This is a genomic window from Nitrosopumilus zosterae, from assembly GCF_025998175.1.
GTDB classification, from domain to species: Archaea; Thermoproteota; Nitrososphaeria; order Nitrososphaerales; family Nitrosopumilaceae; genus Nitrosopumilus; species Nitrosopumilus zosterae.
In genome coordinates, this window is sequence record NZ_AP026695.1 from 437,247 (window position 1) to 451,999 (window position 14,753).

17 protein-coding genes are annotated in these 14,753 nt (G+C 36.6%); 10 read left to right on the forward strand and 7 right to left on the reverse strand.

Going from position 1 to position 14,753, the window contains the following annotated elements; all coding sequences use genetic code 11:
• Window positions 1–27: 27 nt before the first annotated feature.
• The 3 genes from lysX to OO712_RS02640 are packed head-to-tail and all read right to left on the reverse strand — an operon-like array spanning window position 28 to window position 2,248.
• Entirely contained in the window at window positions 28–885 is an 858-nt protein-coding gene (lysX, locus tag OO712_RS02630; protein WP_109876772.1) for a lysine biosynthesis protein LysX, read from the reverse strand.
• Window positions 885–1,052, reverse strand: a complete 168-nt coding sequence (gene lysW/argW / locus OO712_RS02635; protein ID WP_109876771.1) for an alpha-aminoadipate/glutamate carrier protein LysW — start codon at window positions 1,050–1,052, stop codon at window positions 885–887. The genes lysX and lysW/argW overlap by 1 nt, the downstream gene beginning before the upstream one ends.
• Window positions 1,049–2,248 (reverse strand): argininosuccinate synthase, encoded by a 1,200-nt coding sequence (locus OO712_RS02640; RefSeq protein ID WP_109876770.1) that lies wholly within the window; start codon window positions 2,246–2,248, stop codon window positions 1,049–1,051. The genes lysW/argW and OO712_RS02640 overlap by 4 nt, the downstream gene beginning before the upstream one ends.
• Before the next feature lie 132 nt (window positions 2,249–2,380).
• Here OO712_RS02640 and OO712_RS02645 point away from each other — a divergent pair, with 132 nt between their 5' ends.
• The 3 genes from OO712_RS02645 to OO712_RS02655 are packed head-to-tail and all read left to right on the forward strand — an operon-like array spanning window position 2,381 to window position 4,933.
• Window positions 2,381–3,406 (forward strand): ABC transporter substrate-binding protein, encoded by a 1,026-nt coding sequence (locus tag OO712_RS02645; protein ID WP_109876769.1) that lies wholly within the window; start codon window positions 2,381–2,383, stop codon window positions 3,404–3,406.
• Window positions 3,406–4,170, forward strand: a complete 765-nt coding sequence (locus tag OO712_RS02650; protein WP_109876768.1) for an ABC transporter ATP-binding protein — start codon at window positions 3,406–3,408, stop codon at window positions 4,168–4,170. The genes OO712_RS02645 and OO712_RS02650 overlap by 1 nt, the downstream gene beginning before the upstream one ends.
• A 4-nt stretch (window positions 4,171–4,174) precedes the next feature.
• Entirely contained in the window at window positions 4,175–4,933 is a 759-nt protein-coding gene (locus tag OO712_RS02655; RefSeq protein ID WP_109876767.1) for an ABC transporter permease, read from the forward strand.
• 3 nt (window positions 4,934–4,936) lie between these two features.
• Here OO712_RS02655 and OO712_RS02660 read toward each other — a convergent pair whose 3' ends face one another.
• Window positions 4,937–6,037: an MFS transporter gene (locus OO712_RS02660; protein ID WP_109876766.1), complete on the reverse strand. Its 1,101-nt coding sequence runs from the start codon at window positions 6,035–6,037 to the stop codon at window positions 4,937–4,939.
• Window positions 6,038–6,142: 105 nt separating this feature from the next.
• Here OO712_RS02660 and OO712_RS02665 point away from each other — a divergent pair, with 105 nt between their 5' ends.
• The 3 genes from OO712_RS02665 (at window position 6,143) to OO712_RS02675 (ending at window position 10,130) form a co-directional block, all read left to right on the forward strand.
• Window positions 6,143–7,105 (forward strand): homocysteine S-methyltransferase family protein, encoded by a 963-nt coding sequence (locus tag OO712_RS02665; RefSeq protein WP_109876765.1) that lies wholly within the window; start codon window positions 6,143–6,145, stop codon window positions 7,103–7,105.
• A gap of 32 nt (window positions 7,106–7,137) precedes the next feature.
• Window positions 7,138–9,636 carry a methionine synthase gene (locus OO712_RS02670; RefSeq protein ID WP_109876764.1) on the forward strand — a complete coding sequence of 833 codons (2,499 nt, stop codon included), beginning with the start codon at window positions 7,138–7,140 and terminating at the stop codon, window positions 9,634–9,636.
• A gap of 161 nt (window positions 9,637–9,797) precedes the next feature.
• Window positions 9,798–10,130, forward strand: coding sequence for a hypothetical protein (locus OO712_RS02675; protein WP_109876763.1), 333 nt, complete (start codon window positions 9,798–9,800; stop codon window positions 10,128–10,130).
• Window positions 10,131–10,589: 459 nt separating this feature from the next.
• On the opposite strand, the gene OO712_RS02680 is transcribed toward OO712_RS02675, so the two are convergent.
• The gene (locus OO712_RS02680; protein WP_109876761.1) at window positions 10,590–11,339 is read right to left on the reverse strand and encodes a 5,10-methenyltetrahydrofolate synthetase; all 750 of its coding nucleotides are present in this window, start codon (window positions 11,337–11,339) and stop codon (window positions 10,590–10,592) included.
• A gap of 73 nt (window positions 11,340–11,412) precedes the next feature.
• Between OO712_RS02680 and OO712_RS02685 the strand changes: the two genes are divergently transcribed.
• The 4 genes from OO712_RS02685 to OO712_RS02700 all read left to right on the forward strand — a co-directional run bounded on the left by OO712_RS02685 (window position 11,413) and on the right by OO712_RS02700 (window position 13,714).
• Window positions 11,413–11,961, forward strand: coding sequence for an NUDIX hydrolase (locus OO712_RS02685; RefSeq protein ID WP_109876903.1), 549 nt, complete (start codon window positions 11,413–11,415; stop codon window positions 11,959–11,961).
• Between the two features lie 37 nt (window positions 11,962–11,998).
• Window positions 11,999–12,157 (forward strand): 50S ribosomal protein L39e, encoded by a 159-nt coding sequence (locus tag OO712_RS02690; RefSeq protein ID WP_048115676.1) that lies wholly within the window; start codon window positions 11,999–12,001, stop codon window positions 12,155–12,157.
• Window positions 12,158–12,742 carry a 50S ribosomal protein L31e gene (locus OO712_RS02695; protein WP_264953850.1) on the forward strand — a complete coding sequence of 195 codons (585 nt, stop codon included), beginning with the start codon at window positions 12,158–12,160 and terminating at the stop codon, window positions 12,740–12,742.
• Between the two features lie 366 nt (window positions 12,743–13,108).
• On the forward strand, window positions 13,109–13,714 hold the full coding sequence (locus tag OO712_RS02700; RefSeq protein WP_109876759.1) for an acetyl-CoA carboxylase biotin carboxylase subunit family protein: 606 nt from the start codon (window positions 13,109–13,111) through the stop codon (window positions 13,712–13,714).
• 29 nt (window positions 13,715–13,743) lie between these two features.
• Here the strand turns inward: OO712_RS02700 and OO712_RS02705 are convergent, their stop codons facing one another.
• Together OO712_RS02705 and OO712_RS02710 are read right to left on the reverse strand one after the other, a co-directional pair.
• Window positions 13,744–14,100 (reverse strand): hypothetical protein, encoded by a 357-nt coding sequence (locus tag OO712_RS02705; RefSeq protein ID WP_109876758.1) that lies wholly within the window; start codon window positions 14,098–14,100, stop codon window positions 13,744–13,746.
• Between the two features lie 69 nt (window positions 14,101–14,169).
• Complete coding sequence (locus OO712_RS02710) at window positions 14,170–14,646, reverse strand: hypothetical protein (protein WP_109876757.1); 477 nt, start codon at window positions 14,644–14,646, stop codon at window positions 14,170–14,172.
• Between the last annotated feature and the right edge of the window lie 107 nt (window positions 14,647–14,753).

Consider the following 14,753-nt stretch of genomic DNA (forward strand, 5'->3'; position numbering starts at 1 on the left):
ATAAGTCTCCTCGCAAAGGAGTATAATTTATTTCCTAACGTAGTTTAGGGCAAATTCTACTATTTCTTTTGGTATGTTTCGTTTAGAAACTCTTGCCAATCCTTTGAATTCTACTGTGTTGTTCACTTCGTGGACTATGAGTCCCTTTTGATCGTCTTCCATCATATCAATTCCCAAAATTCCTCCGCCCATGGCTTTGGATGCTTTTACGGCCATATCTTCCATCTCTTTTGAGATCTCACAAAGTTCAGGATCTGCACCAAGTGCAATGTTTGTTTTAAAACCTCCTGAAGATTTTCTGTACATGGCCGCAATGGGCTGATCCCCTACTGTGATTACTCTGATATCTCTTGGTGGTCTTTTGATTAACTCTTGCAAATAGTAAATTCTATCATGTGGACTATCCGTAATGTCTCTAATTTCAAAAACTGCCTCCATGGTGTCCTTGTCCTTTAATGGCATTACTCCTCTTCCCCAGCTTCCAATTACAGGTTTAATCACCAGGGGAAACCCAACTTTTTCTAGATTCTCAGCTGCGCTTTGACTGGAAAATGAAAAATATGTTCTTGGTGTTGGAACATTGTTTTTCTTTAGTAGCAATGTCATGAACATTTTATTTCCACAAATGTTTGCAACTTCGAATTTGTTTAAAACTGGAACATCTAAAAATTCTAAACTTGCTGTAAAATGCAGGCCTCTGAAATAGCTGACGCATCGTTCTAAAACAACGTCGCCAAAATCATAATCGTCTTTTTTACTATCTGTGTTTATTTGGGTGATTTTTGCATCAAGCATTACTGCATCATGTCCTAGATCTGATGCTTCTTTTTGGAGCATCTTCTCTTCCGCTCTTAGGCGGTCAAACACGATACAGACTTTTGACATTACTCTCCCCAGTCTTCGCCTACGCTTTCTGCTTGTTTAAGCTCAACATTTGATCCGTCTTTTTTAGATATTTCAAAGTCAGCGCCACAATCAGGACAGGAGACAATTTCTCCTACTGAGGCATCGTCCGGGATGTTTAGTGTTGCATCACATTCTGGGCAGTTCATGTTTTTGTTGACCTTTTCTTTTGTAATTTATTAGCTTCTGTTGACTGCATTCCCCACAATTCTACAAATCCTTTGGCTAATCTTTGATCAAATGTTGATTCTGTGCCATATGTGGCGATCTCATGACTGTATAATGAAAAATCTGATTTTCTTCCAACAACTCTGAGACTTCCTTTGTACATCTTGAGTTTCACGGTTCCGGAAACTGGTTTTTGTGATTCCTCGATAAATCCGTCAAGATCTCTTCTTAGCGGATCCTGCCAGAGACCTGAATACACCAAATATGCCCATTCGTCATCAATTAGCGATTTGAACTTGTTTTCATGCTTTGTATGGACCATTTTTTCTAAATCTGAATGAGCTTCAATTAGGCAGGTTGCAGCTGGTGTTTCATAAACCTCTCTGGATTTAATTCCAACAACTCTGTCTTCAATATGATCGACAATTCCTACCCCTGCATTGCCTGCTTTTTTGTTTATGTATTCAATAAGTTTCTGCGACTCTAATTTTTTTCCGTCAACTGCAACTGGAATTCCACTCTCAAATTTGATTTCCAAATATGATGCTTTTTCAGGCAAGTTTTTTGTCTTAACCCAAATGAATGCATCATCTGGTGGTTCATTGTATGGATCTTCTAGCACTCCGCCTTCAATTGCGCGTCCCCACAAATTTTGATCAATACTGAATCTTTTTGCCACTGCATCAATTTCAATTCCATGTTTCTTTGCAAATTTCAATTCAGTTTCTCTGTCCAAGTTCTTGTCTCTGATAGGAGCTATGATCGGAAGATCTGAACCCGAACGTAAAGTGATGTCAAAACGTACCTGATCATTTCCTTTGCCTGAACATCCATGTGCAAGTGATGTTACTTTTTCTTTTTTTGCAATCTCTAAAACTTTTTCAGCAATTAACGGTCTGGCAAGAGCTGTTGCAAGACAATATTTTTTTTGATAAAGTGCATTTGCTTTGATTGATCGAAAAATGTACTTGTTGACAAATTCCTTTCTGGCGTCTATGTTGTAGTGTTTTTTTACACCAAGTTTTTTTGCTTTGGCTGCAATTTTTTTAGCATCATCACCTTGACCCACATCTACAGTTACTGTAATGACATCCATGTCGTGTTCTTCCTGCAAATATTTCACAACTACCGAAGTATCCAAGCCTCCAGAAAATGCAAGAATACCTTTTTGAGTCATAAAACAACTTTCCCGTTGTATTTTGGAATTTATCTTTTGTGATAGCCTGAGTTCTAATTATTTTTGAAAAATTTCTGACTAGCTTGAGCTAAAATTCGATGATTATTTAACCGCCAAATATAACGCTGTTTTATGAAAACTCGATCAATTATCTCCGCAGGTATTGCCGGAATAATTTTGCTGACAATAATGGGAATTGCTCTTAATTCTAGCGTTGCCACACATGAAAATAAAATCCGTATTGCATATTTCCCAAATATTGGGCATTCAATTCCAATAGTTGGAATGGAAAAAGGCTTTTTTCAAAAAAGTGTTGGAGATGAAATAAAAATTGAACCGCGTATTTTTGATAGCGGTCCGCAAGCAATTGAATCCTTGTTTGCAAATTCTGTTGATCTTGCATATGTGGGACCTGGTCCTGCAATTAACGGATTTCTGAATTCTGAAAATCACAATGTAAAGATTCTTGCAGGAGCTGCAAGTGGAGGTTCAAGCTTTATAGTTCATCCTTTGTCTGAAATAAAGTCTGCATCTGACTTTGCAGGAAAAAAGATTGCTGCACCTCAAATTGGAAATACTCAGGATGTATCTCTTCGGAATTATCTCTCAGAAAATGGATTGAAACCTGCTGAAAAAGGCGGTTCTGTAATAGTTTACAACATTCCAAATCCTGACATTTACACATTATTTGTAAAGGGCGATATTGATGGCGCTTGGGTTGCAGAACCTTGGGCAACAATTTTGGAAACTGAACTTGGAGGAAAAAGATTGTTCCATGAGGAAGAATTGTGGCCAAATAATGAATTTGCATCTGTTCTTTTAATTGCAAATGTGGATTATGTTGAAAAAAATCACAAATCAGTTTCTGATCTGTTAGCTTCGCATCATGAAACTGCCGACTGGATAAATCAAAATCCAACTGAAACAAGAATTGTTTTTAATAATTTCCTGAAATCACATTTAGGAAAATCACTGTCTGATGAAGTTGTTGATGTAGCATTATCAAATGTTGTTATTACGTCAGATCCCCTGCTTGATTCTGTTTACTCTTTTGCAAAAAAATCAGACGCATTAGGATATTTGGGACGAAATGGATATGACTTATCTGGAATCTTTTACCCTGTTGATTCAAATTCTATCTTGGAGGAAAGCAAGTGATGGCTAAACTCGAGGCAAAAAATATTGTAAAATATTTCAGCCATGATTCACACAAACTGAAGGCACTTGGTGGAGTTAACCTCAAAGTTGAGGCAGGTGACTTTGTATGTTTAGTGGGACCATCCGGATGTGGTAAATCGACATTTTTACGCATAGTTGCTGGCCTGGAAACTCCTGACGATGGCCAAATTCTGTTTGATGGACACCCTGTTGCAGAAACAGGACCTGAAAGAATTATGGTCTTTCAGGAAGGAGCTCTGTTCCCATGGCTCAAGGTTCAAGATAATGTGGAATTTGGATTAAAGATGGCAGGTATTCCAAAAGAAGAACGTGCAAAGATATCTCATAGATATCTTGACATGATGCAACTCACCAAATTTGCAGATTCTTATACGTATCAACTTTCAACTGGAATGAAACAACGTGTAGCTATAGCTAGAGCACTTGTAATGGATCCTGACATTCTACTTATGGATGAACCATTTGCAGCACTTGATGCACAAACTCGTGATCTGTTGTTAGTTGAGATGCAGTTAATTTGGGAAAAGACAAAAAAGACAATTCTTTTTGTAACTCATAATGTTTCAGAAGCTGCAGTTCTTGGAACTAAGGTTGCAATTTTTAGTAACCGTCCATCAATTATCAAAAAAGAAGTTGATAATAATTTTCCACATCCAAGAGTAACTGAGGATGAGTCACTACTTAAATTTCAACAAGATATTTTGGCAGAATTAAGACCTGAGGTAAAGAAAAGTAAAGGGTGACAGGATGGCGAAAAACTTTACTCCTCACAGAATTGCTTTTTACATTGGAATAGTTGCAGTCTGGCAAATAGTTGCAATGACTGGAGTGTGGCCAGATAATGTTTTCCCATCTCCGTATGAGGTAGCTGAAGATTTGGCATATAGTGCATCTGACGGTAGTCTGTTTTATGGAATTGCAACAAGTATGTGGAGATTAATCCTTGGATTGGCAATTGCAATTGCTGGTGGTGTTGTACTGGGAATTTTTATGGCCAGAGTTGAAGTGATCAACAAAACAGTCGGCTCACTAGTTTTAGGATTGCAATCAATCCCTTCGATTGCTTGGGTTCCACTTGCAATACTCTGGTTTGGATTGACTGATGGAGGAATTATTTTCGTTACTGCGATTGGAGCTATTTTTGCAGTTACAATAAACACCTACACTGGAGTCAAAAACATAGATCCTCACTTTATTGAGGCTGCAAGAAATATGGGTGCAAAGGGCAGTCAGCTAATCACTGCTGTATTGATTCCGGCCGCATTTCCATATATGATTACTGGCTTCAAGCAAGGTTGGGCGTTTGCCTGGAGAGGTGTGATTGGTGCTGAAATCCTATTTTCATTTCTGGGTCTTGGATTTTTACTAAATGCCGGACGTTCTCTTACTGATGTCTCACAAGTAATTGCCATAATGATAATAATTATGGGAATCGGACTGGTAATTGACGGAGTCGTATTTACCCGATTAGAAAATAAGGTGATGTCTCGTTGGGGATTGAGATGATTTTTATTTTTTAATCTTCAGTGACACTACAAACGCACAAACAATTATGGCAATTGCAAAATACATGACTGCAGCATAGTCAAAAACAAATGCGATGCTTCCTGCAACCACTGGACCTACTACTGTTGCAATTGATAATGTTGAACTAAATATTCCAGTTGATGTCGAACGTGGATTATTTTCCATCAAATGGAAATTTCCGCCAATAAACAAAAACGCCCACGTTGCTCCAACAAGTGACATGAATGGCATTACCATCCACCAATCAGTAACTAACACCAGTCCAATAAACACAAATGTTGTAAATCCTATGCCGATTTTGAATTTAGTTACATTGGATAGGTGTATCTTACTTGCCATTACATTCATCAAGATAAATGCAGTCAGCGTGTTTGCAACATATACGATTGATACCTGATAAAGCTCTGCACCTAATCTTTCCATTAGCATAATTGGAAGTATAGTCCATACAGCAGCTGCACCAATGTGTCTTAACAGTAATGATGAGAATAGAAATTTGTTTTTTGCAATGACATTTTTTGTAGTTCCTGGTTTTAGCTCTTTTTCTTGTTGTGGATTTGGAAGCTTGATTGTAAATAACAATCCAATGACAAACGATGCTGCACTGATTAAGAAAATTAATTTTAGATCATTTGCAATCCCGGCAGCTGCAATTCCAGCTAGCCATCCTAATGCATGAAACGAGATTACCGTAGCTGCTCGTTTTTTGTCAATATTTGCTTCGTAAGTATACGCAATCATTGCAGGAATCATGATTCCACTTGCTACTCCTGCAGCAATTCTGACAATGAAAAACATGGTGAGATCAGCCGCAAAATAATGCAATCCAAAGGTAATTGCACATCCTATGAAGCCGATTCTGATGAATTTGAGCCTAGTTCCTTTTTTGTCTGAATGTCTTCCAAAATAAATCTCAGATAAAATCTGAGCAAAACTAAATGATGCCACTAAAAGTCCAATTTCAAAAATAGACTCTGTTACACCTTTTGCAATAATGGGCATGAAGACAAAGATAATTGAGATTCCAGCATGCTGAAAAAATGTTGCACTTCTAACTAGGTTGTTTACTTGAAGTTTTTGCATAAATGTACATAAAATCTCATTTCACCTAATTTCAACATACTCCCACAAATGCATGTGGATTTTTCTGAAAAGAGTTAAACTATCTAATCTCATTTTAAAATCAAGTTGCAAGAAAAAGAACCCTTTCTGACCGCATTGCAAAAAAGAATATTGCTTTTTGATGGCGCAATGGGAACTGAGATTCAAAAATATGATCCAAAACCAGAAGACTTTCCAAATAATCAAGATGGATTCAATGATGGTTTAGTAATTACACATCCTGAATGGATTAAGCAGATTCATCGAAATTATCTGGATGCAGGTTCTGATTGCATTGAAACAAACTCTTTTGGTTCAAATAAAATAAAATTAGACGAATACGGATTTGGTGATCAAACAGTTGAATTCAACAAAAAAATTGCAAAACTCGCATGTGAAGTTTGCGAAGAATATTCAGACAAACCACGATATGTAATTGGCTCTATGGGGCCATCAGGTTATCTTCCAAGTTCCAATGATCCTGATTTAGGTCAGAAACCCCTTGATGAAATCAGGGAAGCGTTTGCGTTACAATCTGAAGGATTGATTCTTGGCGGTGTTGATGCGCTACTCATTGAAACTAGTCAGGATATTCTTGAAGTGAAATTAGTTATTGAAGCATGTCACAGTGCCATTAAAAAGACTGGCAAGAAAGTTCCGATAATAGCTAATACTACTTTGGATCAATATGGCAAAATGCTACTTGGAACAGACATCCAAGCTGCATACACTACTGTCTCTGACATGGGAATTGACGTATTTGGATTGAATTGCTCCACTGGTCCAATCGAGATGAGTCCTAGTGTCAGGTGGCTTGATGAACAAAAAGATCATAACATCTTGGTAGTTCCAAATGCAGGTATGCCTGAAAATGAAGGCGGACAGGCAATTTACAAAATGTCTCCTGAAAAAATGGGTGAAGCATTAGGCGATTTTCTTAATCAATATCACAAAGTACGAATCATTGGTGGGTGTTGTGGCACAAATCCAGAACACATTAGAGCACTAAGAAAAGTAATTGACGAAAAAGCCAACTCTGTCGAGGGTTAAGTATTTAGAAAAACAATGGTGATTTTTCAACGTTGACAGTTCCTAGAGTGAGTTCTGCATTAAAGGCAGTTGAACTCAAGCAGATTCCTCCACCCCTAATTATCGGGGAGAGAATAAACACTCAAGGATCTCGTAAAGCAAAGCAGCTAGTTCTTACAGATGACCTTGATGGGTTGGTAGATCTGGGAAGAATGCAAGTTGAAGATGGCGCTCACTGTCTTGATGTCTGTGTGGCAACTACTGAGCGCTCCGACGAACGCTCCTTCATGCTAAATCTTGTAAAGCGACTGAGCTTAGAAATTGATGCTCCTCTTGTCATTGATTCTACAGATCCTGATGTAATTGAAGCTGCTGTAACACAAATTCCTGGAAGGCCCATAATCAACTCAATTAATCTTGAAGGTGATGGAAGCAGATTTGAAAAATTAGCTCCACTGATGGCAAAATACGGATTACCTGCAATTGCATTGTGTATAGGCCCAAAAGGAATGGCAAAAACACCTCAAGAAAAACTTGAAACTGCTGAGCTTCTCTATGAGACAGGAAAAAAATACGGACTAAAAATTGAACAGTTTATTTTTGATGTTCTTACTTTTACTTTGGCAACAGGGGAAGATGAATTTCTTGATGCAGGAAAAAACACTCTGGAAGGAATTCGCCTTGTTAAAGAAAGATTTCCAAACTCCTTTACTACATTGGGTCTTAGTAATATCAGCTTTGGATTAACCCCTTATGCAAGAAAAATTCTAAACTCTGTATTTTTGTATCATGCAGTTAAAGTTGGACTGGACACCGCAATTGTCAATGCAAAGGAAATCATTCCTTATGGCGAACTTGATGAGAAGGAAAAAAAACTAGCAGAAGATTTGATTTTTAACGCTCATCCCAACGCACTTTCTGATTTAATCTCTTATTTTGAAAAAGCTGGAACGCAAGAAACCAGCACTTCTAAAAAAGTGGACGTTGATCCATCTTGGGCACCTGGAAAACGAGCAAATTTCAGAATTGTCAATCGTCTCAAAGATGGCATTCAAAATGATGTGGTATGTGCAATTGCCGACAAACTAGGAAAAAACGAAATCATCAAAGACAATGATGGGATTCTGTCTTTAGATGCACCTCAAGAAATTACTCACAATGGTGCAATTAGAACCCTAAACGAGGATCTACTTCCTGCAATGAAGGAGGTTGGTGACAAATTTGGCGCAGGCGAACTCATTTTGCCATTTGTTCTCAAATCTGCTGAATGCATGAAAGCTGCAGTTGGAGAACTAGAAAAATATTTGGTAAAAGAAGAGGGAACAAGTAAAGGCAAACTTGTCCTGGGTACAGTTTATGGTGACGTGCATGATATTGGGAAAAATCTTGTAAAGACAATCTTTCAAAATAATGGCTATACGGTGTATGACTTGGGGAAGCAAGTGCCATTGCAAAAGTTTCTAGAAAAAATTGACGAAGTAAATCCTGATGCTATAGGTCTGTCTGCACTGCTTGTTTCGACATCAAAACAAATGAAGTTTTTTGTAGAACACGCAAGAAAAAACAAAATGAACATACCTATTCTTTGTGGTGGCGCGGCAATTAACAGCAACTACATCAATCGCATTGCAAAGGAAGACGGAATATATGATCCTGGAGTGTTTTACTGCAATACCATGTTTGAAGGTCTCAAAACAATGGACATTCTAATTTCAGATGAAAAACCAAAACTATTGTCAGAATGGAAACAAAATTTAGAAAATTGGAAAGATAAATCAACCGCATCAATCGATCCATCCACACTTCCCAAAAGTCAAATCAAGCCAGTTGAACCGCCAACACCTAAAGTTATTGGAGAACCCATTCGCCTAAAGTTAGACCAAATCAAAATGGATGAAGTTTGGTCAATGATTGATAAGAGATCTCTCTTCAAACTATCTTGGGGATTAAGGGGAAAAGCTGGCTCTGAATCAGAATCTGACCATGAACAATTACTTACAGAATGGAAAATTAGAATAATTCGAGAAAAACTCTTTGAGCCCGAGATTGTTTATGGGTATTTTAGATGCCATAACAAAGATGGTAAATTATTAGTTGAAAATCCCTCCGGTGAAAACGTGGAATTTGACTTTCCTCGCTCAACCAAACCTGAACATCTTTGTTTGACTGATTATTTTGGTGCCGATGATGTTGTGGCATTCCAATCTGTAACCGTGGGAAACAAAGTTGCGGAAATTATTGAACAATGGAATAATGAGGACAAGTATACTGATGCGTACTATCTACATGGATTAGCTGTTGAAGTTGCAGAGGCTTTGGCAGAATGGGTGAATCAGAAAATAAAATCCGAGCTGAATCTAGAAAAAGGCGGGTTACGATACAGTTGGGGTTTTCCTAGTTGTCCTGATGTCTTGCAACATCATCTAGTATGGAAACTTTTAGACCCTGAAAAATCTGGAATGACTCTGACTGAGTCTGGTCAAATTATTCCTGAACAATCAACTGCTGCAATTGTGGTTCATCATCCAAACGCGCAGTATTTTGTACTTTGATTTACTGTTGCGGCAAATGTGATCAAAGACTATTCTCCTCTCCTGCATTCTTGTGAATGTGGATTAGATTGGGAATGTCTGTGTCCTTACGTAGATTACCGTCTGAAAATGCATGGCAGTGCAATCTGACTGCATAAATATATTCTAGAATAAATTGCAGTATGTCAGAAGTAGAAATTCATTATAATGATTTTTTATCCTCACTTGGACAATTAATCACAAATGTTGATGTTAATCTGATGATGAAGGTTATGTATTTGGAGAGAAAATTGCCCGACGTAGACCCCAAAGTAGAATTGCACATAGATTACAAATCAGGAGTTGATCTAATGAAGAAACAAGAGCAAATGCGAGGAAAGTATGGATTTCCAACACAGACAGGTGATCATGCATTAACAGTAGTAGGACGTATGAACATTGATCTTATTGAAGAGATTTCTAAAGATCAGGACATAGAGCATGTTTCAGGCAATGCAACTCCAGCATCGTACTAGATGTCCCATGCTACTGCATTGCAGTGTATACCAACAAGTTATCTTCTCGCTTAACAATCAGATTTGACATGAAACCCGTAAAAGTGAAATTTAATTGGGAGCATCCAAGTATTGAAGAAAACCACGGTCATACACAAAGTGAATGGGGCAAACCTATCTTACATAACGAAAAAGAACCATCAGTCATCTATTCTTATAAAATGAAATGGGAGATCTGATTACCAACTATCATGAGCTGTAATGGAATTTGCCATAGATACAAGAACTTAGTACCTGTTGGAATTCAGAGATATCGAGAAGGAAGAAAACGATGTAACACTTGTGGAATTTTCATTGTATGGGATGGATTGTTTTGCCCCTGTTGCAACATGCAATTAAGAGTACATTCTCGTCACAGAAAATACAATGAAAAATTTCAAGAGTTCCAACGAATTTAAAATACTATGATCTCTTGACAAGTTAATCTTTAGAATGATTAGAAAATTTTTCTAAAAACTCATTCAATCCATTGAAATCACTAGGTGATGTAATCAATATGTCTCCCGTAACATCATGAACTCTTTTTACAAATTCTTCAAATCCGTGACTATATGATGTTAAATCCAAATTCAAAAATTTTGCAGATTTTTCGTTTTTTTCTGAAGGAAATAATATGATTGGAATTACTAAAAACTCCTTTAGGTTGTCTGCTAGGTTTTTGACTTGTTCTATGTTTTGTACAACCTGAGTCATGAAACCTTTGGGTTTTGATTCTAATTTCTTTCCAATTTTGGAAAAATCAGGCTTGTTTGAAATTGAAAGATACAAATCAATTTTTGAATCCAGTTTCATCTCTCTCAATTTTTTTACAATTCTGCTTGGAATTTGACCCGAATCTTGTTTTCCTGATTGCGATGGATCCCCCATTAGGACAAGAATTCCTGAAAAACCTACATCAATGCAACTTTCTACAAACTCTAAAATTTCATCTTCACTCTTGTCTCTGACCCTAAGACTTACTGTAATTGGTAAATCTGGAATTTGCTTTCTAATTATTTTGCCAACCTCAATTGGTGAAACACGTTGATACCCCAAAACGTTTTCCGTAAGATGAATTGCATCGCATTTTTTTGAAATAATTTTTATTTTTTCTATGAATTTTGAAATTGATTCATTTGTATCGACATCAGGTAATATTTTTGGCGGATTTGCTTCGTATCTGATTGTCATGTTCTCATTTCTTTTACACTTGGTTAAAACCTTTGAATACCAAAACCCCTATGAAATTGTAGGAAAGATTGAAATGAATTTAGATGAATTAAAATCCGTACTCTCCAAACCTGTAAATTTGAAAATCGATTATGATGAACGTTATAGTTTGGCATCCGTACTTGTAGTGATTCATGGAAAAGAACCGCAAATTGTGATGACTGAAAAACCCAAACATATGAAATTTCATGCTGGGGAGATTTCATTTCCGGGTGGAAAACTGGAAGATGCTGATTCTGATCTTCTGGATACTGCATTACGTGAAACTAGTGAGGAGATTGGATTGCATCTTTCTCGTGAACAGGTAATTGGTCAACTTGAACCGGTTGTTACATTGAATTCTGGATTTTTAATTTTGCCATTTATCTCAGTAATTAATGAGATTCCTCCTCTTTTAGCAAATCCTGAGGTTGAAAAAATTTTTCACATTCCCTTGAAATCCTTTTTGAAAACTATGTCTAAAGATCCAGATCCTTCCCATAACATCATACAAGAAATGTATACGTTTGAATATCAAAATCAAATTGTCTGGGGTGCATCTGCTAGAATCCTTAAACAGATTAGAAATCTTGTCGGATTCTGAGATTCATTTAAAAAGAGCTCTTCGTGCCTGAAAAACTATGGCTGCACGCAAGTCATCTCCAAGGAAAATACGTCTCTTAAAAAAGACAAGACAAGCATCACCTGTACCCGCTTGGATTATTCTTAAAACAAAGAGAAGTGTTAGAACAAACCCAAAACGTAGAGCTTGGAGATCAACTGATGTGGAGGTAGGATAGATGTCTCAAGAATTAGAACGCGTTTATACGATTAATCTAGGTAAAGCTTTACTTTCACAGTCTCAACACAGAGCTGTTAGAGCAATTAACATGATCAAAGAATTTGCTCGTCATCATATGAAAGTGGAGGATATCAAAATAGAAGAAGAACTGGCTCATCAGATTTGGGCAAGAGGAATTAGAAGTCCTCCAAGAAAAGTTAGAGTTCGAATGAGTAAGACTGATGAAGGATTTGTTCTTGTTTCACAATACACCGATGAAGTAGAATCCAAAGTCACTCCTGAAAAAGAAACCAAAAAAGTTTCAGACAAAGCAGAACCAACTAAAGAAGCTCCAAAGAAAGAACCATCCGATGTAGAATCCAAAGTCACTCCTGAAAAAGAAACCAAAAAAGTTTCAGACAAAGCAGAACCAACTAAAGAAGCACCAAAGAAAGAACCAACTAAAGAAGCACCAAAGAAAGAACCAACTAAAGAAGCACCAAAGAAAGAACCAACTAAAGAAGCACCAAAGAAAGAACCAACTAAAGAAGCACCAAAGAAAGAACCAACTAAAGAAGCTCCAAAGAAAGAACCAAAAGAATAACTTTCAAAAAATTATTATTTTAAAACATCGTAAAATGCACGATTGATTTATTCAAAATATTTACAAAGTTTCAAAACACCATTAGTTCTTCAAAAAATTGTCATCATTTTTAATAAAAGAAGTACAAATCAGGGGTTACACTAATCCAAATCTCTGCGAGAATATTTCTTTAAGGTTCAAATCTAAACGAGAGCATAAATGCTGAGGGGATATAGTTGGAGTCCCCGATTTTGCACTTATTGCTTATTATCAACAAAATCGGATTTGTCTCATTTTAACAGCATTCGTTTAATCTGAATAGATATCCTACATCTATTCACAATAACCAAACAAATCATAAGTATTACGAGTAAAAATAGTTGCAATATGCAAGATTTTGAAGTAGAGTTTAAAGTATTAGGAGAATTTCCTAAATATCTCAAACCTCAAGTTACAGATAAAATAAAAATTGTCAAAGAGAAATTGAATGCAGACGATGATTCTCTCTCGGAAACAATCTTATCTGTATCTATAAGTTCAGAATCTGAACTTACTGCAGAGTATTATGCCAGAAAAACACTATCTCGATTTTTGTCATTTTATTCCGTAACTACTTTGAATCACATACGAATACTTGATGATTACAATGAACCTATAACGATAAGAAGTATCAAAGACGGAAAAAAAGAATTGCACTACCCTATAGCATATTCACTTGAAGAATATGAGCAACAATTTTTTCTTGATCATGTTCTACCTTATTATGATATAATCTTGAAAAAAGGTAATGAATATCTCAAAATAGCCTCGGAGTATCTTTGGAGAGTAAGATTTGAAGAATCAGTTGAAGTGTGTATGATAAACTGTTTTATTGCATTAGAACAAGATCATCATTGGACTGCAGAAGGTTTAGACGGTATATTTCAACAAATTAATAGAATGAAAATGTACTTAGACAAAGATTTGCCACGCATTCTCAAAGAATCCTCTTAAGCATTACGACAGTGTCATAAAATCATGAATTAATCATGCGTCCAATGGTTATGATTCCTATCGCAGTTGGTACATTTACAGCAATTACAATCTGGCTCAAATGCTTTGCCAACTGCTTCCATCCCGCCAGCTAATTGTCCCTGTCTTTTCTTATTCAAACTAAGCAACAACATTACAACACCAGACACTATTCCAACCATTCCGACAATTAATGCAGGATTGTCATCAAACTTTCCTTCACTGTAAATTGCAGGAATGCCCACATAATGAACAAGCAATATTCCAATAGCCAATGAAATTGCACCAATAATTGCTAGTTTGGGACGAGCGTCTCCTTTGCGTCTGTTGGGTTTGTTGTATCGATTGTTTCTTCGCTTATACCCCATGATTTTTTGAGATTTGTACAAACTTAAGATTATCTGAATTTAGTGGAAGATAGTGCAAAATCGAGATATCTAACTACCTTGTTTTTGTACAACATTTAGTATCATTGAATTCACTTCTGGCACTGATACAACATTGCCTAAAACAGCAGTATAATCTCTAATCCCCTTAACGTCTCCCCAAAACTCTACAATGTCTCCTTCTAAAACTCTAGATCCTGCATAATTTACCCAAACAACATCATCATAAGCAAATGTATTCTTAGTAACTCCGATTCGCATAACATACGTATCACCAAAAGTATTCTGTACTTGTAACACCTTTCCCTGATAACTTACAATTTCACCAACGTAGTTTTCATTATTTCTTAACAAATCATCATATGGGATTTTCAATGCGTTTGTTTTAATTTCAACTTCGCTAAGTTTTGGCGTTTTTAATTTTTCTTCTTGCGCTTCATATCCGATAGATGCCAATATTGCAACTACAAAAAACACTAGTACGACAATACCTACCCCTATGCCGAATTTCTTGGCTTTACCCAACATATGAAATTCATAATAATAGTTAATGAAGTTATTGTTGAATATTCTGTTTGTATACATCCCTCCTCAAATTAAGAGAATTTGGGGAACGAAATCAGTGCAAAATCTGT